General features: G+C 46.6%; 19 protein-coding genes. 9 read left to right on the forward strand and 10 right to left on the reverse strand.

All coding sequences use genetic code 11. The features are described 5' to 3' along the window. Nucleotides 1-7: 7 nt before the first annotated feature. The 5 genes from obgE to P2W83_RS07555 form a co-directional block, all read right to left on the reverse strand. Nucleotides 8-1,012 (reverse strand): GTPase ObgE, encoded by a 1,005-nt coding sequence (gene obgE / locus P2W83_RS07535; protein WP_276133099.1) that lies wholly within the window; start codon nucleotides 1,010-1,012, stop codon nucleotides 8-10. Further along, nucleotides 1,012-1,593, reverse strand: a complete 582-nt coding sequence (locus P2W83_RS07540; protein ID WP_276133100.1) for an adenylate kinase — start codon at nucleotides 1,591-1,593, stop codon at nucleotides 1,012-1,014. Before P2W83_RS07540 ends, obgE begins: the two co-directional genes overlap by 1 nt. Before the next feature lie 104 nt (nucleotides 1,594-1,697). Then, the gene (locus tag P2W83_RS07545) at nucleotides 1,698-2,291 is read right to left on the reverse strand and encodes a pseudouridine synthase (protein ID WP_276133101.1); all 594 of its coding nucleotides are present in this window, start codon (nucleotides 2,289-2,291) and stop codon (nucleotides 1,698-1,700) included. Between the two features lie 271 nt (nucleotides 2,292-2,562). Beyond that, on the reverse strand, nucleotides 2,563-3,318 hold the full coding sequence (locus P2W83_RS07550) for a tetratricopeptide repeat protein (RefSeq protein WP_276133102.1): 756 nt from the start codon (nucleotides 3,316-3,318) through the stop codon (nucleotides 2,563-2,565). After that, complete coding sequence (locus P2W83_RS07555; protein ID WP_276133103.1) at nucleotides 3,315-4,325, reverse strand: VWA domain-containing protein; 1,011 nt, start codon at nucleotides 4,323-4,325, stop codon at nucleotides 3,315-3,317. Before P2W83_RS07555 ends, P2W83_RS07550 begins: the two co-directional genes overlap by 4 nt. Before the next feature lie 134 nt (nucleotides 4,326-4,459). Between P2W83_RS07555 and P2W83_RS07560 the strand changes: the two genes are divergently transcribed. Next, the gene (locus P2W83_RS07560; protein ID WP_276133104.1) at nucleotides 4,460-6,754 is read left to right on the forward strand and encodes an ATP-dependent helicase; all 2,295 of its coding nucleotides are present in this window, start codon (nucleotides 4,460-4,462) and stop codon (nucleotides 6,752-6,754) included. Nucleotides 6,755-6,775: 21 nt separating this feature from the next. Here the strand turns inward: P2W83_RS07560 and P2W83_RS07565 are convergent, their stop codons facing one another. After that, nucleotides 6,776-7,183 (reverse strand): DUF4783 domain-containing protein, encoded by a 408-nt coding sequence (locus P2W83_RS07565; protein ID WP_276133105.1) that lies wholly within the window; start codon nucleotides 7,181-7,183, stop codon nucleotides 6,776-6,778. 214 nt (nucleotides 7,184-7,397) lie between these two features. Here P2W83_RS07565 and gpmI point away from each other — a divergent pair, with 214 nt between their 5' ends. Next, nucleotides 7,398-8,921, forward strand: coding sequence for a 2,3-bisphosphoglycerate-independent phosphoglycerate mutase (gene gpmI / locus P2W83_RS07570; RefSeq protein WP_276133106.1), 1,524 nt, complete (start codon nucleotides 7,398-7,400; stop codon nucleotides 8,919-8,921). Nucleotides 8,922-8,965: 44 nt separating this feature from the next. Here gpmI and P2W83_RS07575 read toward each other — a convergent pair whose 3' ends face one another. Further along, complete coding sequence (locus P2W83_RS07575) at nucleotides 8,966-10,369, reverse strand: murein hydrolase activator EnvC family protein (RefSeq protein ID WP_276133107.1); 1,404 nt, start codon at nucleotides 10,367-10,369, stop codon at nucleotides 8,966-8,968. 181 nt (nucleotides 10,370-10,550) lie between these two features. Between P2W83_RS07575 and P2W83_RS07580 the strand changes: the two genes are divergently transcribed. The 3 genes from P2W83_RS07580 to P2W83_RS07590 are packed head-to-tail and all read left to right on the forward strand — an operon-like array spanning nucleotide 10,551 to nucleotide 12,947. Continuing rightward, nucleotides 10,551-11,426 (forward strand): YicC/YloC family endoribonuclease, encoded by an 876-nt coding sequence (locus P2W83_RS07580; protein ID WP_276133108.1) that lies wholly within the window; start codon nucleotides 10,551-10,553, stop codon nucleotides 11,424-11,426. A gap of 42 nt (nucleotides 11,427-11,468) precedes the next feature. Next, entirely contained in the window at nucleotides 11,469-11,975 is a 507-nt protein-coding gene (locus tag P2W83_RS07585; RefSeq protein WP_276133109.1) for a gliding motility lipoprotein GldH, read from the forward strand. A gap of 3 nt (nucleotides 11,976-11,978) precedes the next feature. Further along, nucleotides 11,979-12,947, forward strand: coding sequence for a sensor histidine kinase (locus tag P2W83_RS07590; RefSeq protein WP_276133110.1), 969 nt, complete (start codon nucleotides 11,979-11,981; stop codon nucleotides 12,945-12,947). On the opposite strand, the gene P2W83_RS07595 is transcribed toward P2W83_RS07590, so the two are convergent. Both P2W83_RS07595 and P2W83_RS07600 read right to left on the reverse strand, forming a co-directional pair. Further along, the gene (locus P2W83_RS07595) at nucleotides 12,939-13,553 is read right to left on the reverse strand and encodes a ribonuclease HII (RefSeq protein ID WP_276133111.1); all 615 of its coding nucleotides are present in this window, start codon (nucleotides 13,551-13,553) and stop codon (nucleotides 12,939-12,941) included. The two genes, P2W83_RS07590 and P2W83_RS07595, sit on opposite strands and share 9 nt — an antisense overlap. A gap of 286 nt (nucleotides 13,554-13,839) precedes the next feature. Continuing rightward, nucleotides 13,840-14,718 (reverse strand): flavin reductase family protein, encoded by an 879-nt coding sequence (locus P2W83_RS07600; RefSeq protein ID WP_276133112.1) that lies wholly within the window; start codon nucleotides 14,716-14,718, stop codon nucleotides 13,840-13,842. Nucleotides 14,719-14,875: 157 nt separating this feature from the next. On the opposite strand from P2W83_RS07600, the gene P2W83_RS07605 reads away from it, so the two are divergent. Then, nucleotides 14,876-15,109: a hypothetical protein gene (locus tag P2W83_RS07605; RefSeq protein WP_276133113.1), complete on the forward strand. Its 234-nt coding sequence runs from the start codon at nucleotides 14,876-14,878 to the stop codon at nucleotides 15,107-15,109. Between the two features lie 179 nt (nucleotides 15,110-15,288). Here the strand turns inward: P2W83_RS07605 and P2W83_RS07610 are convergent, their stop codons facing one another. Beyond that, nucleotides 15,289-15,780: a DUF2911 domain-containing protein gene (locus P2W83_RS07610; protein ID WP_276133114.1), complete on the reverse strand. Its 492-nt coding sequence runs from the start codon at nucleotides 15,778-15,780 to the stop codon at nucleotides 15,289-15,291. 212 nt (nucleotides 15,781-15,992) lie between these two features. On the opposite strand from P2W83_RS07610, the gene P2W83_RS07615 reads away from it, so the two are divergent. From P2W83_RS07615 to P2W83_RS07625, 3 genes are all read left to right on the forward strand, one after another. Continuing rightward, nucleotides 15,993-17,942 (forward strand): DUF4394 domain-containing protein, encoded by a 1,950-nt coding sequence (locus P2W83_RS07615; RefSeq protein ID WP_276133115.1) that lies wholly within the window; start codon nucleotides 15,993-15,995, stop codon nucleotides 17,940-17,942. 36 nt (nucleotides 17,943-17,978) lie between these two features. After that, the gene (locus tag P2W83_RS07620) at nucleotides 17,979-18,248 is read left to right on the forward strand and encodes a hypothetical protein (RefSeq protein ID WP_276133116.1); all 270 of its coding nucleotides are present in this window, start codon (nucleotides 17,979-17,981) and stop codon (nucleotides 18,246-18,248) included. Nucleotides 18,249-18,389: 141 nt separating this feature from the next. Continuing rightward, complete coding sequence (locus tag P2W83_RS07625; protein WP_276133117.1) at nucleotides 18,390-18,863, forward strand: ribonuclease H-like YkuK family protein; 474 nt, start codon at nucleotides 18,390-18,392, stop codon at nucleotides 18,861-18,863. Nucleotides 18,864-18,961: the final 98 nt, after the last annotated feature.

The raw sequence follows: 18,961 nt of genomic DNA on the forward strand, positions 1-18,961 counted from the left end.
GGCTTTTTTATGCTTCGTTAGTTTCTGTAAGTGCGTTCCAGAGCGCATCCTTTAGTTGCGTGATACCCTGGTTCATTACCGATGCAATGAAGAAATGCGGTATACCTTCGGGCAGAGTTTTCGATATTTCTTCTTTTAGCTCGTCGTCCAACATGTCGCTTTTGCTTATAGCTATCAGCATTCTTTTATGCAACAGGTCAGGGTTGTATTGCTCCAGTTCGTTCAACAATATCTTGAACTCTTTAGCATGGTCATCGCTATCAGCTGGTATCACGAACAGCAACACGGCGTTGCGTTCGATATGACGCAAGAATCGATGCCCCAAGCCTTTACCTTCGGCAGCACCTTCAATAATACCAGGCAGATCGGCCATGCAGAAAGACTTATTGTCCCTGTAAGGCACCATACCCAGCTGAGGTGTCAGCGTAGTAAAAGCATAGTTTGCGATCTTGGGCTTAGCGGCACTAACTACCGAGAGTAGGGTAGATTTACCCGCATTTGGGAATCCAACCAAACCTACGTCAGCAAGTATTTTTAGTTCCAGGTATTTCCAACCTTCGAGGCCCATTTCACCTGGCTGCGCATATTCAGGCGCCTGGTTGGTTGCTGTAGCAAAATTGCTGTTGCCAAGTCCGCCGCGGCCACCAGGCAGCCAGATCACTTCTTGTCCGTCTTCCAGTATTTCTGCTTCCACCTCACCCGTTTCTTCATCGCGGGCTATGGTGCCAAGAGGTACTTCAATGATAATGTCCTCGCCATCCGCGCCGGTACAATTATTCTTGTCTCCCCTCTCTCCATCATCTGCAAGCACGTTCTTATAATAACGCAAGTGAAGCAGCGTCCACAGCTGTGTATTCCCTCTCAGGATGATATGGCCTCCGCGGCCACCATCACCGCCATCAGGACCAGCTTGCGGGTTGAACTTGGTACGTGCAAAATGCATACTGCCGGCTCCTCCTTTCCCGGACCGGGCAAATATGCGTATATAGTCTACAAAATTTCCTTTCTCCACTAGGCGGGCAGCAAATATTTATCTACTTCTTTGCTAAGCAGTTTGAATGTTTCGTCAATTGTTCCGTCGCCTTTTATGCGCTCCAGTTTGCCTTGAGCAAAATAGTATCCGGCAACAGGTTCTGTTTTTGCGTGGTATTCTTTGATGCGTTTTACGATCACTTCTTCGTTATCGTCGCTGCGACCAGAAGTGGCGCCACGGCCAACCAACCTTTTGATGAGTTCTACTTCAGGAACTTCCAGCGCCAGCACCAGGTGTATCTCTGTGTTTTTAAACTCAAGCAGTTTATCCAGCGCTTCAGCCTGGGCTTTTGTGCGTGGGAAACCATCGAAGATGAATCCACGTGCTTCAGGTGTATCATCTATTTTGCTGCTGATCATACCGATCACCACTTCATCAGGCACCAGGAGGCCCTGGTCCATATATTTTTTAGCTTCTACTCCCAGTGGAGTCTTGCGGCTTACCTCATCACGCAATAAGTCCCCGGTTGAAACGTGTTGCAGTTGGTAGGTATCGGTAATATTAGCCGACTGAGTACCTTTTCCGCTGCCCGGAGGACCAAACAAGATCAAATTAAACATATCGTTCTACAAAGATTGAAGGCACAAAAATAAGTATACTATTGGATTAGTACCGTAAAGTATTAAAAAGAAACTAATAATTAATGAAAAACTAACCGTCGGCGCTACGTGTTTTTGACAAATAGCTGGTCTTTTTCGCGTGGTTCGAGCTTTTTGAATTGCCCCGGTTGTAATTCTCCAATAGTGATACGGCCTATGCTGTAACGGATCAACCGGAGCGTTGGGAAACCAACTGCTGCGGTCATTCTTCTTACCTGCCTGTTCTTACCTTCAGTAAGCGTAAGCGATAACCACGATGTCGGAATGTTTTTTCTGAAACGGATAGGAGGGGTTCTTTCGGGCACCACAGGTTCGCCTTTTATAGACTCCGCGATGGCAGGTTTTGTTTTGTGTTGTTTGCCATTGATGTTGATGAGCACACCGCTACTCAACTGTTCGATAGCTTGTTGTGTTACTTCACCTTCTACCTGTACCCAGTATGTGCGCTGATGTGCAAACTTCGGATCGAGTAATCGATGTGTAAGCGCCTTATCGTTTGTTAAAAGCAGCAGACCTTCGCTGTCATAATCAAGTCTGCCGACGGGGTAAATATCTTTCGGTATTTCTTTAAAAAAATCTGCGAGCGTCGATTTTTCACCTTCAGGTGAGAATTGCGAAAGAACATTGAACGGCTTGTAAAAAATGTAGTAGTGCAACATAAGCAACTTCGTTCACCCGCTGAAACACTTAACAGTTAAGGCTTTCCAGAGAAAAGAAAAAGTCCGGCCGCTTTTTTCAAACGCCGGACTCTTATAAAGGATGGGTTAGTAAGTACAATCCTAACACAATATTAAAAATAATTTCTTCTACTAAAAAAAATAATTCAACTTTTTTTTAAAAGATGTTGAAAAACTGTTGACAACCGAAAACGATTTTTCAAGTCAACCGAAACTGAATGAGTGATCACAACGTTCTGCTTCTTGAAAATTCTTACCAGTCTTTTTCAACTTTCACAGGCGTTGCTTTTCCTTTTTGCATTTTATCCTGTAGCTTTTTTTCTTCCTGTTGCAATGCATTCAGCAGTTGTTCTGCTTGTTGTTCTGATAGTTTGCTCGGTTGTGGTTGCGGACGTTTATCTTGTTTGTCTTGCTCTTTGTCCTGTTGATCTTTTTGATCCTGCTGTTGATCCTTCTTGTCCTGTTTATCCTGTTCGTCTTTTTTATCGCCGTTCTTATCCTGATCTTGTTTGTCTTTATTCCCTTTGTCGTTTTTATCCTGTTTGTTTTTGTCTTTGCCACCGCCGCCGCCGCCACCATTCTTTTTCATCATAGCCAGGGCGTACGACAGGTTGTATTTTGCATCAGCGTCTTGAGGATTGGTACGCAACGCCTGCTTGTAAGCATCAACTGCTTCCTGCCATTTCTGTTCTTCCATGTAGGTATTACCCACATTATAATTCGCTGCAGATTTTACTGGTTGTTCTTTGGCCACCTTTGCCGTAGCGGTCATCGCTTTCCTGGTAGCATCAAACTGCTTTTGCTTGTACAGAGAGTTGCCAAGGTTGAACATACCCGGTGTATAATTAGGATCTTTCTGTAGCGCACGCTGGTAGGCAGCAGCAGCTTCTTTATACTTCTGCTGTTCGTAAAGTTTGTTACCCTCTCGCACTGCTTTTTTTACCTGCGCGGTAGCAGCGCAAGTAGCCAACAGGCAAACTATATTCAGAATAATGAACCGCTTTCTCATGTCGTCTTTGTTTTCATCTTCAAATTAGAACCCGGCAATAACCACTCGATAAATAATAAGATAAGCCCCGCCACAAGGAACCATTGGAAATAACTATTGTAATCGGTGAATACCATAGCGCCGAGGCTTTTCTGTTCCATGCCATCTATTTCATCCACCAGTTTATCAGCGGCATCATCAGCATTGCTCAGCAGTGTGTAAGTACCACGTCCGGCAGAAGCTATCGAACGCAACTCTTCCTCGTTCAGCTTGCTGATAACCGGGTTGCCATTTTCATCCAGCTTTACTGCCCTTGTTTCAGGATCGTATAGCGTAGTGCCCTGCGGAGAACCGATGCCGACGGTGTGTACGATGATGCCTGTCTCAGAAGCTTGCTTTACTTTGGCAGCTGCATGCTCATCATGGTCTTCACCGTCTGAGATGATGATCATTGTTTTGTACTTCTTTTCTTTTTGCGAGAACGATTGCGTTGCAAGGTCTACCGCTTCGCTGATAACTGTACCCTGTGTAGGTACCAATGATGGCTTAACGTTTTGCAGCATCATCTTCATCGCGCCGTAATCGATAGTGAGCGGTACTTGCAAATATGCCCGCCCGGCAAATACGATCAGTGCCACGCGGTCGTTCTGCATCTTGTCTATCATTCGCATTACCAGTTGTTTGGCGCGCGTCAGTCGATCAGGTTGAATGTCCTGCGCCAACATGCTCTTGCTCACGTCCAGGGCTATCACCACATCTACGCCTTTGCGCTGCACTTTTTCCATCCCGCTACCCATTTGCAGGTTGGCCCAGCCCACAATAATGGCACCCAGGCCCAAAGCCGCCAATATAAACCTGGTTGTATTACGGCCAGGGATGAAGCCTCTTATCTGGTCGTTCACCAGGCGCTCGTCGCCCAGTGTCTGCAGGCGTTTCTTCCGCCAGTAGATCATCCAGATAAAAAGCAGCAAAAGCACTGGCAATATGCCGAGCGCAAAAAGATGGGATATGTGCTGAAACCGGAGCATGGATAAATATAAGTACGTCCGCAAATTTAAACGCCTGCAACTTTCCTGATCCATGAAAAATTATGATTTTTAAATTCTTTAACAGCCTTTGCCCCACCCTGTTTTTTGAGGCCCATAACGTAGATTTGCAGACTATGCAAGATTATCTGAAGGGTTTAAATGAGCAGCAACGACAGGCTGTAGAACATATTGACGGGCCGTTGATGATCGTTGCGGGTGCAGGAAGCGGAAAAACAAAAGTGCTCACTACCCGCATCGCACACCTGATGCGCAATGGTGTAGATGCGTTCAACATACTGGCGCTGACCTTTACCAATAAGGCGGCGGCTGAGATGAAAGAGCGTGTGGAGAAGATACTAGGTAATACCGAAGCACGTAATTTATATATAGGCACCTTCCACTCGGTGTTCGCACGCATTTTAAGGGCTGAAGCCAACAAACTGGGATACCCGAACAACTTTACTATATATGACACTGACGATGCTAAGTCGGTGATCAAGTCTATCGTCAACGACATGAACCTTGACGATAAGCACTACAAGCCTTCTTTTATATATAACAGGATATCGGCTGCCAAAAACGGCCTGATAGACCCGGCGACCTACAAACAGGATCATCATATACAGACCGAAGATGCGCGCAGTAACCGTCCGCTACTGGGCGATATATACGATGCCTATTCCAAGCGTTGTTTCAAGAACGGCGCTATGGATTTCGACGACCTGCTGTTCAAAATGTACATCATTCTGACGCATTTCCCCGATGTACTGGCTAAATACCAGCACCGCTTTAAGTATATATTGATCGATGAGTACCAGGATACCAACGTAGCCCAGTACCAGATCATCAAAATGCTGGGTGCTGTGCACGAGAACATCTGTATCGTGGGTGACGATGCCCAGAGTATCTACTCCTTCCGAGGCGCTACCGTACAGAACATCCTGCAGTTCCAGGACGACTATGATGATGTGAACGTGATAAAGCTGGAACAGAACTACCGCAGCACGCAGGCGATCCTGAATGTTGCCAACCAGATCATCTCAAACAACCAGAACCAGATACCTAAAAACCTGTGGACTGATAACAGCGAGGGCGAAAAGATAACCCTGGTGCGTACGCTGACGGATAATGATGAAGGTCGCTTTATTGCAGACGCCATCACCGAGATGAAACTGCGCAACCATTATCATAATAAGGACTTCGCGATCCTGTACCGCACCAATGCGCAAAGCCGCTCTTTCGAAGAAAGCCTGCGCAGGATGAACATTCCGTATAAACTGTTTGGTGGCGTATCGTTCTATCAACGCAAAGAGATCAAGGATTTCCTGGCCTATTTGCGCCTGATAGTGAATACCCGTGACGAGGAGAACCTGAAACGCATCATCAACTATCCGGCAAGGGGCATTGGTAAAACCAGCATCGAAAGAGTACTTATAGCTGCCAATCAGCACGATAAAACATTCTGGGAAATGCTCCACTACCCGGATGCAGCTGGGCTGAAAGGCGCCGCTGCATCGGCTATCGAGAATTTCGTTACCATGGTCAAAAGTTTCCAGGTGATGCTGGAAAAAAGTAATGCTTACGACCTGGCTTTTGCCGTGGGTAAACATACCGGCCTGGTGCAGGAACTGTATAATGATAAATCGGTAGAAGGCCTGGCGCGTTATGAGAACGTGCAGGAGCTACTCAACTCGATAAAAGAATTTACCGAGACGCCTGACGAAGAGGGTGAACTGGTTGATAAAAGCCTGGGCAGTTACCTGCAACAGATCACGCTGCTGACAGATGCAGATACCAGCGACGATGAGAATGCGGATGCGGTGAAACTGATGACCATACATGCGGCCAAGGGACTAGAATTCCCCTGCGTATTTGCAGTCGGTTTGGAGGAAAACCTTTTCCCCAACTCAATGAGTCTTTATGACCGTGCTGATCTGGAGGAAGAGCGTCGCCTGTTTTATGTTGTGATCACTCGTGCAAAAGATAGACTTTGGGTTACCTACGCAAATAGCCGTTACCGTTTCGGCAGCCTGGTGCAGAATGAGCCCAGTCGCTTTATTGAAGAAATACCCAGCGCCTACCTTGATCGTACGTTTACGGGCATTGGCAGCCGGGGTGGGCAAGGTTCAGTTGGCGGCTTTGGCAATATGATGAACCAGTCGTTCGAGCGTATGCCATCATTGAAAAAACTGGCTGAGAAACTACAAAAGCCTGCAACGAGTGCGCACACGCCTTCTGTCGATTTCAAAGCCGATGACCCAATGACTATGGAGGTGGGCATGAAGATCGAGCACCAGAAATTTGGTTTCGGTACTATTACCTCGCTGGAAGGAGGTGCCAACAACCGCATCGCTACTATTCAGTTCGATGGCGGACACGGACAAAAGAAGATCATGCTGAATTTCGCGAAGCTGCGAATAGTACAATAGAAGACAATAAAAAAGCCCCGGTCATCGGGGCTTTTCAAATCTTATCTCGTGAAGAACGAAGGTAGTATTATCCTTACTTATCTTTAATAATATATATAGCTGGTAGGTGCCGTTTGAGGTATTGAGGTTACCAATGGCGTAGCGGGAGTTGTTGTTTGGGGCTGTACCGTTCTGCATTACTACGAATTCCTTCACTACATTTTTTGCGAAAAAGTCTTTCAGGATCATTTCAGCCTGGGTCTTGCTGTAGGCAGACTGGTTGCTATTCATGGTGATCGTAACAATATTATCGAAATACTTCGACATCGAAGGCACATCTCCGTTTCTTACATAGTTAACCACGTCTTCAATAGCCTGTGCTTTGGCACCGGCGTTGAGGAAAAAGGTTAATATGGTAATTAAAATCGCGCTTTTGTAAAGTTTCTTCATCGGCAAATCAAAACAGCAAATAGTTATACATCAAAAAACCTGCCAAACTACACCGCTTTTAACTTTCTTTTGACAAGTTAAGGATAAATCAAAGATTAAAAACAATTTTTTCTCAATTAAATAACCTGCAGGAATTATTAACTCGTAGTTAAATGATTAATACTGAGATGTATTATTCCCGCTGAGTTGTTTCGAGGTTAGTTAATTTTGCGCCATGTCGAAAAAAGCGATGCTTATAATAATGGACGGCTGGGGTCATGGGCAGGTAAAGTCTGCCGATGCTATTGCCAACGCCAATGTTCCATTTGTAAAGTCTTTATATAATAAATACCCCAATACGGAACTCATCACTTGTGGTGAGGCTGTCGGACTTCCCGAAGGCCAGATGGGGAACTCAGAGGTGGGCCACCTGAATATTGGTGCCGGCCGTATTGTTTACCAGGAGTTGCAGCGCATCAATGTAGCCGTCCGCGAGGGCGAGCTGGAAACGAATGCTACGATAAAAGCAGCACTTGAGGCAGCTAAAGCCGGAAAGACCCTGCATTTTATCGGGCTGGTGAGCGATGGCGGCGTGCATTCACACATCGACCACCTGAAAGCCCTGTGCAAGCTGGCAACTGACAAGGGAATACAAAACGTTGCCGTTCACGCATTTATGGACGGGCGTGACACCGACCCAAAGAGCGGGTATGGCTACCTGGCCGAGCTACAGGAGGCTATCCAAAACACTCCTTGTAAAATAGCTTCAGTTTGTGGTCGATACTATGCGATGGACCGAGACAAACGTTGGGAAAGGGTAAAGCTGGCGTATGATGCACTTACCAAAGGAGCAGGAAAAGCAGCAACCGATCCGCTGAAGGCCATCCAGGAATCGTATGATGAGGGTGTCACAGACGAATTCATAAAGCCCATCATAATTACTGATCAGAATGGTTCACCACTGGCGACAATTAAAGATGGTGATGTTGTCATCTGCTTCAACTTCCGTACAGACAGGTGCCGTGAGATCACTATTGCGCTGACACAACAGGCGTTTCCAGATTACGATATGCAACCGCTCAACCTGCATTATGTAACCATGACCGAATACGATGCTACTTATAAGAACGTAGGCGTGGTCTTCACCAACGACAACCTGACCAACATCATGGGGCAGGTACTGGCTGAGAACGGGAAAACGCAGATACGTATAGCCGAGACGGAAAAATATCCGCACGTTACGTTCTTCTTCTCTGGCGGTCGCGAAGAACCCTTCCAGGGTGAACGCCGCATCATGGCACCATCGCCTAAGGATGTACCTACATACGACCTGAAACCGGAGATGAGCGCTAACGAGATAACAGAAAAAATTCTCCCTGAAATAGAAAAAGAAAGCGCCGATTTCATCTGTCTGAACTTCGCCAATGCTGATATGGTGGGTCATACAGGTGTTTGGGAAGCCGCTATCAAGGCCGCTGAAACTGTAGACAACTGCGTGTCGCGAATTGTGCCGCTGGCGTTGCAGCATGGTTATGCAGTGTTCCTTACTGCAGATCACGGCAACTCTGATTATCTTGTTAATGAAGATGGTTCGCCCAATACAGCTCACACGCTGAACCCGGTGCCGCTGTTCGTTATTTCGAACGATTATAAAGGAACAGTGAAGCCCGGCAAACTTGGCGACCTCGCGCCAACCATGCTGCATTATATGGGCATACCGATACCTAAGGAAATGACAGGAAACATCCTGATAGATTAAAAAAAAGCCCCGCAACTGCGGGGCTTTTTTTTTAATCTAAAGTTTTATCGTGCTATCCAGCCGGCGGGATCAAGCTTGTTGCCGTCCTTCCATATCTGGAAGTTCATCATTGTTTCACCCTGGTCATCGGCGCCTACGGTACCAATAGCCTGCTTGGTATGAACCTGTTGGTCTTTCTTTACAGTTACATTAGTGAGACGCGAGTATAGCGTATAATACCTACCATGGTTGATTAGTACGTTCCAGCTCAGCCCATCTACAAAGAACACCTTAGTTACAGTTCCTTCAAACACTGACCTCGCCGTTGATCCGGGTGAGGTACGTATGTCTACACCATAGTTCTCGACTGTTACTTTTTCAGCAACTGGGTGCTGGTGTTTCCCAAAGCCTTCAGAGATAAATCCTTTTTCAACCGGCCATGGCAGCTTGCCACGATTAGCCTCAAAGCTGTTAGACAACGCAGCTACTTCTGGTGTCATGCTGTAGCTGTAAGAGCTGGCAGCCGGTTTAGGGGCTGGTGTAGTATTAACAGCTACTGGAGATTTTGAAGGCGTTGTTGATGGCCTTGAAGGTGTTGTAGATGGAGTGCTCGCTCCACCCGGACCAACCTTGATGCCGGGAGCTCCGCGAGCAAGAGCTTCCCTGCGGGCTGCTTCTTCCTGGCGTTTGCGCTCTTCTTCCGCTCTGCGACGCGCCTCCTCTTCTGCTTTCTTGCGCGCCAGTTCCATTTCGCGGCGAATGATATCTGCCACTGCCCTATCCAGCTGGCGGGCAGCTTTCCTATCGCGCTCTATAGAGGTTACCAATTCTTTTTCGCGGCCTTTCAGTTCTTTTACTACGTCGTTTGTTTCATCGGTCTCTTTCTGCAGCACTTGTTTTTGCTGCATCTCAGCGGTGAGCAGCATGTCTTTTTGCGTCCTTTCAGAGTTCAGCACATCAATCTTCCGGACGATCTCCCCCTGTGTGACACGTATCTTATCGGCCTGCTGCTTGCGGTAATCGCGGTATTTTTTCAGGTAGCGCATGCGGCGAAGCGCTTCGTTGAAGTCGTTTGACGAGAACAGGAAAGCCAGCATGTCATAAGAGCTGCGGGTCATGTAGGCATACCTCAGCGACTGTGCATAGCGCATCTTGAGTGTAGCCAGGTTCTCTTTCAAATTGCTTACTTCCTGGTTTGACTTGCTGATGCTATTGTTAATGTGGCCGATCTCATCATTGATGTTGCGTATGAGTCGTTGGCGTTCGGTCAACTTGTTTTGCAAGGCACGCAGCTGACCCATAGTGGCATTCTTATCCTTCTTGGTCTCCTCGAGCTGCTCCTGTGTTTGCCTGATGGACTCCAGGATAGACTGCCGACGTTTCTCCAGGTCAGCACGGGTTGGCTGCGGCTGCGCAATAGTTTTTAGGGAAAACAGTAAAGTGATGATAGCCAACGCTATTACTCGCATGCGTCTTTTCGTTTTACGTGAGAAACTGTAGAATGACAAAAATAGCTAATAATCGCTGGCTAATGAAGTCGGCAAAGGGAGTTTTAAGAGTATTTTATGTTACATACGTGGCAAAAATTCCGTGGCGCATTTTTCCTATTACAAGCCCAATGTTCTTTCTTTGTTCGAAAGTAGATAGCATATGCTGTATTCAATGACCGGCTTCGGAAGGGCAGAAGCGACAATAGGTGGAAGGCAAGTGGTTGTAGAAATGAAATCGCTGAACGGTAAACAATTTGAGATCGTTATCAAGCTGCCACCTATTATCCGACTCTATGAGCTCGACGTTCGTAATATGCTGAACGCTACTTTGATGCGCGGTACCATAGATCTGTCGATATCTATTAAGCAGGAAGGCGCTACCAAACCAATGGCCGTTAATACAGGCTTAGCTACCTTCTATTACCAGGGTATGCAGCAAATCGCTAAACAGCTCAACATCTCTGAGGAGAACGTTCTTTCTACTCTCATGCGTATGCCAGAGGTAGTGGCACCTGAACAGGATGTTGTTCCTGAGGCTGAATGGCTGCAGATAAAAAAAGTAATTGAAGAGGCTGCACAGCACTTGATGGAGCATCGCAAGAACGAAGGCGAGGTACTGCATAAAGACCTGCACGGGCGCATCCGCACAATCGAAAGCCTGCTGGGCGATGTGTTGAAACTGGAACCTGAACGCACGGAAAAGGTAAGGGCACGCATCAACCAATCGATGACGGAAATGGTGGGTAAAGACAACATAGATGCCAACCGTTTTGAGCAGGAAATGATCTACTACCTGGAGCGTATGGACTTTTCGGAAGAAAAAACGCGTTTGGCACAGCACTGCCAGTACTTCCATACTACTGTAGAGAAAGAAGGTATTTCAAAAGGAAAAATCCTGGGCTTTATCCTGCAGGAGATAGGGCGAGAGATAAATACACTGGGCGCCAAGGCCAACCACGCCGGTATCCAGCAGATAGTTATTAATATGAAAGACGAGCTGGAAAAGGCCAAAGAGCAGGTGCTCAACATTCTTTAAGCTATAGTGATATATTTGTTGCGGTTTTTAAGTATTCCATCAATGGTCCACCGTTTTTTAGTTTCGATCGCTTTTTGTGCTGCATTGATGTTTGCAGGTTGTATTCCTTCTCCGTACTACCAGAAGGATCAAACCATACCCCGCAACGAGTGGACTTACCAGTTCAAGCCTAAATTCAAGTTTGAGATCACTGATACCACATCTACTTACAACCTCTATTTCATCATCAGGCATACCGAAGCGTATCCGTTCTCAAACATCTGGATGTGGGTATACACCAAACAACCGGGCGATTCAGTCGCGACACGGTCGCGGATAGAGATACCACTGGCTGAGCCCAGCGGTAAGTGGCTTGGTAAAGGGATGGGCGAGATATGGGAACAACGCCTGCCAATGACGAGGGATGGTGCCCCGATGGTATTCAACAAACCGGGTACTTACGAAATGCAGTTTGAGCAAAATATGCGCGTTAACCCGTTGCCGGAAGTATTACAAATAGGCTTGCGGATAGAAAAGAAAGGCACCCGCGGCCAAAATGCACAGCAATAAACTATGCGTTTCTTTACTACTGTCTATACCCTGCTGCTTGTCTACATCGTTGCTGCTCTCGTATTCTGGGGGCTGAGCCTTCAGAGACAAAGCAAGCTCATCTTTGAGATGGAGAAACAAAACCTTGCAGAGCACATAGACAGTACGCGAAATCCACTTGCTTACCAATCCAGGCTTGACGATCTCGAATCGAAAAAGGCAAGAAGAAAAAGCCAATACATAGGCGAAGGCTCCACGTTCTTTGCTGTGATCATCATCGGCGCTCTGGTGGTGTATTCTTCCTTCAGAAGGAGCGTACGACTCTCCCGTCAGCAAAACAACTTCATGCTTTCGGTGACGCACGAGCTGAAGTCGCCCATTGCTGCAATGAAACTCAATCTGCAGACCCTGGAGCGCCATAAGCTGGATGAAGAAAAAAAGAACCAGCTGGTAGCGCGCTGCATACATGAGGCCAACAGGCTGAACGATCTTTGCGACAACATGCTCATCGCCTCGCAAATGGAAGGCAAGCAATACCGTCAGGCAAAAGAGAAAATGGATCTGTCGTTGCTGGTAGAGCATGCGCTGGAAGAATACATGGTGCGCTACCCCGGCAGGTTTGAAGAAGGACCCATCTTCAAAGCAGAGATGAACGGAGATAAAGTGCTCCTGAACATGGCAGTAAATAATCTGCTGGAGAACGCTGTAAAATATACGCCTGACGATAAGGTGATCTCGGTTCAGCTGACAACAACCAGCAACATGGCGACGCTGCAGGTGATAGATCAGGGTGTGGGCATTGCCGATAAAGAGAAGAATAAGATTTTTAACAAGTTTTACCGCGTAGGCAACGAAGAAACCCGCAAAACAAAAGGCACGGGTCTGGGGCTTTACCTTACGGCGAGAATAGTGCAGCAGCACCGGGGAAAGATAGCTGTGAAAGATAATGAGCCACAAGGAAGCATTTTCGAGATCAATCTGCCTCTAATCTGATTCTTCCTCTAAGAGCTCTTCAGCCAGCGCTTCCTTATTCCATTTAAAAGACTTGCGATGAAATGGTGATTCGCCATGTATCCTTAGCTGTTCGCGATGGAACGGAGTACCATATCCTTTATTCTCGTTCCAGCCGTATTGCGGGTGTTCCAAGTGCAGCTTCTGCATATACTCGTCGCGGTGAGTCTTGGCAAGGATACTGGCAGCTGCTATGGATGAATAGATAGCATCGCCTTGCACTATACAGTGGTGCAGGATGCCAAAATATGGTGTGAACCTATTTCCATCGATCAGCAGTAATCCAGGTCGGGTTGTAAGCTGGTCCACAGCTATATGCATGGCTTTGAACGAGGCTTTCAGAATATTAATGCGATCTATCTCTTCATGATCGACCATAGCAACAGCCCAGGCAACAGCTTTGCGCTCGATAATGGGACGCAACTTGTTACGCTCTTCAGCGGTGAGCTGTTTACTGTCATTTAACAACGGGTGAGAAAATCGCTGGGGGAGGATAACTGCAGCAGCAAACACAGGGCCCGCAAGGCAACCACGTCCGGCTTCGTCACAACCGGCTTCTATCAGTTCTTTTTGAAATCGAAGCTTCACAACCCTGCAATTCTTTTACAAAGAACCCATTTTTGCCGCAGGCCGCACAATTTTCAGCCGCCGATTTATACACATTGCCAATAAAAAAATAAGGACCCTGGAAAGGGTCCTTCACATATAAGGGATAAGAGAGAGCTAGTTTGTACCTCAAACTTTGTTTGAGTTGTCGCCACAACCATAATTGCTTTGACACCTCAAGATTAGTGCGTAAAAAACTGGCAGCAAAATTTTTAGAAGACCTTAACGGTGCGTTTGCAACTCGTTAACCAACGGTTAACAAATGGTTTTATCGGTCAGCCAACAGGATCTGCCAGGCTTTTTCCACCTGTCCCGCGTCCAGCAGCTCTTTGGCGTAAACGTGCAGTATTTTTTGCGCTTCAATCGTTTTCGCATCGTTATTTTTCAATATATTTTGCAAACGATCATCATTTATGGCAGTTTTCTCTGGTATTGCGGTGTAATTGCCCAGCAGTCCAAGATCGTTACCTGTTAACACATTGCTATTACGGATATTAATTGGCAATGCATCTATCCCTATACCTAACTGGATGTTCGGTTTGGGCACTTCAAACACAGAATTTCCCGAAGCCCTGCAGTAATAATCGGCACCCATCCGTGCTACGAGGTCTATTTTGTGTGGATCGATCTTACCGGTCTCATCCAGCACGCTGTCGTCCACGTGCATACACACCAGTTCGCAGATGATAAGGTTGCCGGCTCCGCCCTCATGACCCGTCTCTATCACTTGTTTCACTTTACACTCCATCTGAACCGGCGATTCCTTTACGCGGAAAGGGCGCACCATTTCGGAGGCCAGAGGCGTAAACCCTGCCTTCTCAAATTCGTTAACACCTTTTGGGTATTCGCAACTGGTTAAGCTGGCTTGTTGTACCATAGAATAACTCACCACATTGATCACCACCTCTTTAGTCGCATAAATGTTCTCCAGCGTATGTTTAATGGTATTGTCGCGGACGCGACGAGCTGGGGAGAATATCAGGATCGGCGGCTTGCTGCCGAAAACGTTAAAAAAACTGAAAGGCGAAAGATTGGGAAAGCCGTTCTCGTCAACGGTACTGGCAAAGCAAATAGGACGGGGCGCTACTGAGCCAAGCAGATAGCTGTGCAGTTGCGCCGTTTTTATCTCACCGGGAATGATTCTCATGGTGCAAAATAACGCACTATCTGTGGTACCCCCTAAAATTAACAATCAATTCAGGCTCTGCCGTTGCTGTTGGGCTTGAATGGCATCATTTTTTTCCTTGATAGGTGTTGTTGTAAGGACAATGTGTATTGAATCATTAACAAGTAAAATTTTTATTATGAAAAGCCTTGAGAAGATAAAGAATGTGGTTGTGATGTTTGTCCTGGCTATGTTATCAACCGTTTATGCAATGGCACAGGAAACACCATCAGGATCAGGTGTTGACGTGAATGTGACCCGTACAGAGACTACTACATGGTATACTAATCCATGGGTTTGGATAGTTGGTGTTGCCGTATTCATTCTGCTGTTTGCAGCCATAGTACGTGGTGGTAGCCGTACCGACGCTTAGTTGTAAGAGTTTAAGGCAAAAAAAAATCGCAGCATGCTAAAAACATGCTGCGATTGCCGTTTACCTATGTTTACTCCTATGCTCTTCTTTTCAGAAGCTTAGCCAAAGATAATTTGTCATTTTTTCCGGCTGAACTCAATTGCGACGAATCGGTAAGAACTAGCGATGAGGGGACCTATTTAAAATTTAAGTGGTATATCCACTCCAGTCTTATCCCATTCTATGCTCAACTGGCCGCTGTCGACTGTATAGGTGAGCTTTTCCTTCACGTTGTCCAGTTTATGAACCGGCACTTTAACTTCTGCTACGTTCTTCGCCTTGGCTTGCTCATATTCTGTGCCCCATATACCCAGCTCACTGTTCAGAATAATGGTCCATTCTTTTTCGCCAGGTATGGCAAACAAAGAGTAAGTGCCTGCTTTTATTCGCTTACCGGCAAAGTCAACGTCTTTTTTAAAGGTCACCTCTGTTGCTTCATTAGCGCCCGCCCGCCATACTTCGTTATAGGGCACCACGTCTCCGAAAATAACGCGGTCGCGTTTTGAGGGCTGGCCGTATGAGACCTCAACATTATTCCCTTTGGCGGTAGCCTTAGGGCTCAGCTGCTGCTCCTGTGCAAACATTAGTGCACTGCATAACAGCGCGACAAGGCTTAGAACAAACTTTTTCATTTCAGGGGATTTGATTTCTATAAATATAGCAAACTGCATACCATTTTCCATGTTTTTCAAGCAGTTAAAACAGCTAAGACCGGTAAACGATTAAATACATCGGCTTTTGTATAAGAATTTAACATTCATAGCAATTATATCGATCAGCAATGGCATAGATGTTTAGCCCTGTTTTGCGGATAAAAGAGTTAGATGAACATAAGATATTTACTATGAAACATATTCTACGCCTGCTTCTACTGCTGGTATCAACATGGGCCATATCGTCATCAAAGGCGCAAACGATCTTTGGCCTGACAACTGATAACCGTATGTTTGCTACGGATGTTAACCATCCGGGGACACTGATAAATCTTACTGAGGTGACCGATCTCCCTGCCGGTGAGCGGCTATTGGCAATTGATATGCAACCAGGTACAGGAGAGCTGTTTGGGCTCACATATAATGCCACTACAGGCATGGCAGCGTTATACAATATAGATGTGGATGGCCCCGGTTACATAGCTGTTCCAGTCAACGGCGCCATTCAGTTGGAGCTGGGTACTGCGCCGAGCGCCGGCTTTGATTTCAATCCGGTTAACAATTCAGAGATATTTGTTACCGGCAGCAGCGGCAATGTGTACATACTAAATGCACTAACGGGAGGTATCCTGTTTACTGGGGGTAGTATTTTCTATGCGGAGGGGGATATCAACGACGGTAACACTCCGATCATCAATACGATCGCACATACCAGTAATTTCAGGGGTGCGGATTACAGCGTACAACTGGGTTACGATGTGAATAACAATGTGTTGGTACAGTTTGATCCGGATGTCAATGCGACTATACACACCGTTGGTCTGCCTGACCTGTCGATAGACAACGGGGCTCCAGTAGCAATGGATAGCTATTTCGATACGAGCAACTATACCGACGTCGTATATATGGCGATAAAATCTCCTGCTGATTCCCGCAATATGCTGGTACAATTTGACCCGGGAACAGGGCAAGCCGTACGCATCGGCAGCCTATCTGCTCAGGTCAAGGTCCGCGATATTGCCTTTGATGTCAGGGTGCCGGTGCCACCAACGGTGGCCGGGCAGATAATCACAGCGCTTACGCGCAATAGACGCAATCTTATATTTTTCGACTCTCAGAATCCATCAATAATTCGGGATGTAAAACAGATCACCGGTGTTACGCCCGGACAGGATATAGTGGCGATCGATTATCGTCCTTTTGACCTGGAACTGTATGCACTTGGATACAATAGCCGCGGCTCGGAATACCAGGTCTATCGTATCGATCCGACAACAGGAGCAGCCTCCCCTGTTAACCTTGCGCCTGAAGTGCTTAACCTTGGTGTTGGGCCAGACGTGCTGGCTAGTTTTGACTTCAACCCATTCAGCGATCGCATCCATGTCATCGGGTCGAATGGTATCAGTTATCATTTAAGTCCTTCGACGGGTTTGCTGCTTAATACCGACAATGATTTTGCTTATGCGCCTACGGATGCAAATACAGGTGCAGCGATACATATAGGGGCTATTGCCTACACTAATAGTTACTTCAATGCTAACCTGTCCCGCCGCGTGGGCATCGATTATACCAACAGGTCGTTCGTCAATTTTACCGGCATCGATTTCACAACGTTAAATACGCAGGCAAACCTCGCCAATGTGTTGGATACAGGGCTATATACCAATGCAGCCCTGGATATTTACTATGCAGAAGCTACGCGGCACAACGTTGGTTTCCTTGCTACGAACGTCAACGACTATAGGCAGTCGTACCTATACACGATTGACCCGTCAACGGGTTATACATCTTTCAGTGGTATTATTGGGCGGGGTATTCCTGTGATCGATATTGCGGCGCAGCTTACCTATACCGGTAAAACTGTAGAATATAGCGGCGACCTGGCGTTGAGTCCACAGGGATTATACGTATATCCTAACCCGGTAACAAACTATACGAGTGTATTGCTGCCTACTGTCGCTTTGCGCAGGGTATCAGTTACCATACTTGATTTCAATGGCGACATCCTGATGTCGCGGGTCTTCAAACCGGGTGGCAACCAGGTAAATCTCGATTTGTCGGATATACCCCAGGGTATGTACAGTTTGCGTGTGCAGGAGCAAGGAACTCCTCCTGAGATGGTGAAGCTCGTAAAGCAATAGTTCGTATATTGGATGTTCACCATAATTCGTTTCAATATGAGGAACACCAGTCTTTGCGTGATTGCAGTATTGGCTGCGGGCATCAGCTTAACATCGTGCAAAAAGGATTATACCTGCTCTTGCAACATTCACATTCCGGCTGATTCCAGCGGTGGTTTTGTAATACCGGCGCAGGACAGCAGTTTTTCAATAGCGTATAACGATAGCAAAAAGAAAGACGCTAAATCCAACTGCAGCAACGTAGAATCCCAGGCACAGGCCGTGGCTGTGGTGTTTAACGGGACTGCCAGTTGTGATCTAAAATAGGCGAAAAGGCATTGTGTAAAGGCATCCCACAGGATGCCTTTTTTTGTCGGTAAGCTGTGCTTTTTTAATACTATCATAACACCTCATGCGTACGTTCAAGCCAAAATATCGGTAACTTTAATATAACTAAAACCGAAACCTATGTTATGGCGTACGTTTAATGGGGAGCCACTGAGGCTCCCCGTAAAAAGAGCAGTAGAGGAAGCGATCATCCGCGAAACCCAAAAAGGCTACCATCTTAAAGTATGTATCGGTACCGACTCGCAGGTGAGAAGCGCAGAAACAGAATTCGCAACCGTCATCGTTTTCGTAAGAGAAAAGCATGGCGGTTTTATGTTTATCGCCAATGATAAAACCCGCCATCCGTACACTATAAAGGAGCGGATGTTGGTTGAAGTGGCCAGGAGCATAGAGATAGCTTACGAGCTTTGCGACCTGTTCAACAAGTATGATGTAGACATGGAGGTGCATGCTGACATCAATACCAATCCTCAGTTCAAAAGCAATGAGGCCCTGCGCGAGGCTATGGGTTACATTTTGGGTATGGGCTTTGCCTTTAAAGCCAAACCAGAGGCCTTTGCCAGCAGCAGCTGCGCCAACAAGATCGTAAACTAAACGGTCACCCGATCCCCGTCTTTTTTTAGATGATCGCATCATCTTTGAGCTTTTTACGCCGCGCTCCCGCCGTATTTATGGTTTTTTAACCTTCGCCA

Origin of the sequence: Polluticoccus soli, from assembly GCF_029269745.1 — a bacterium.
In the GTDB taxonomy this organism is placed as follows: domain Bacteria; phylum Bacteroidota; class Bacteroidia; order Chitinophagales; family Chitinophagaceae; genus Polluticoccus; species Polluticoccus soli.

Bases quoted from the DNA above. Each gene is read 5' to 3' on its own strand.
- P2W83_RS07540 (WP_276133100.1), bottom strand. From the start codon at position 1,593: ATGTTTAATTTGATCTTGTTTGGTCCTCCGGGCAGCGGAAAAGGTACT.
- P2W83_RS07545 (WP_276133101.1), bottom strand. From the start codon at position 2,291: ATGTTGCACTACTACATTTTTTACAAGCCGTTCAATGTTCTTTCGCAA.
- P2W83_RS07550 (WP_276133102.1), bottom strand. From the start codon at position 3,318: ATGAGAAAGCGGTTCATTATTCTGAATATAGTTTGCCTGTTGGCTACT.
- P2W83_RS07555 (WP_276133103.1), bottom strand. From the start codon at position 4,325: ATGCTCCGGTTTCAGCACATATCCCATCTTTTTGCGCTCGGCATATTG.
- P2W83_RS07560 (WP_276133104.1), top strand. From the start codon at position 4,460: ATGCAAGATTATCTGAAGGGTTTAAATGAGCAGCAACGACAGGCTGTA.
- P2W83_RS07565 (WP_276133105.1), bottom strand. From the start codon at position 7,183: ATGAAGAAACTTTACAAAAGCGCGATTTTAATTACCATATTAACCTTT.
- gpmI (WP_276133106.1), top strand. From the start codon at position 7,398: ATGTCGAAAAAAGCGATGCTTATAATAATGGACGGCTGGGGTCATGGG.
- P2W83_RS07575 (WP_276133107.1), bottom strand. From the start codon at position 10,369: ATGCGAGTAATAGCGTTGGCTATCATCACTTTACTGTTTTCCCTAAAA.
- P2W83_RS07580 (WP_276133108.1), top strand. From the start codon at position 10,551: ATGCTGTATTCAATGACCGGCTTCGGAAGGGCAGAAGCGACAATAGGT.
- P2W83_RS07585 (WP_276133109.1), top strand. From the start codon at position 11,469: ATGGTCCACCGTTTTTTAGTTTCGATCGCTTTTTGTGCTGCATTGATG.
- P2W83_RS07590 (WP_276133110.1), top strand. From the start codon at position 11,979: ATGCGTTTCTTTACTACTGTCTATACCCTGCTGCTTGTCTACATCGTT.
- P2W83_RS07600 (WP_276133112.1), bottom strand. From the start codon at position 14,718: ATGAGAATCATTCCCGGTGAGATAAAAACGGCGCAACTGCACAGCTAT.
- P2W83_RS07605 (WP_276133113.1), top strand. From the start codon at position 14,876: ATGAAAAGCCTTGAGAAGATAAAGAATGTGGTTGTGATGTTTGTCCTG.
- P2W83_RS07610 (WP_276133114.1), bottom strand. From the start codon at position 15,780: ATGAAAAAGTTTGTTCTAAGCCTTGTCGCGCTGTTATGCAGTGCACTA.
- P2W83_RS07615 (WP_276133115.1), top strand. From the start codon at position 15,993: ATGAAACATATTCTACGCCTGCTTCTACTGCTGGTATCAACATGGGCC.
- P2W83_RS07620 (WP_276133116.1), top strand. From the start codon at position 17,979: ATGAGGAACACCAGTCTTTGCGTGATTGCAGTATTGGCTGCGGGCATC.
- P2W83_RS07625 (WP_276133117.1), top strand. From the start codon at position 18,390: ATGTTATGGCGTACGTTTAATGGGGAGCCACTGAGGCTCCCCGTAAAA.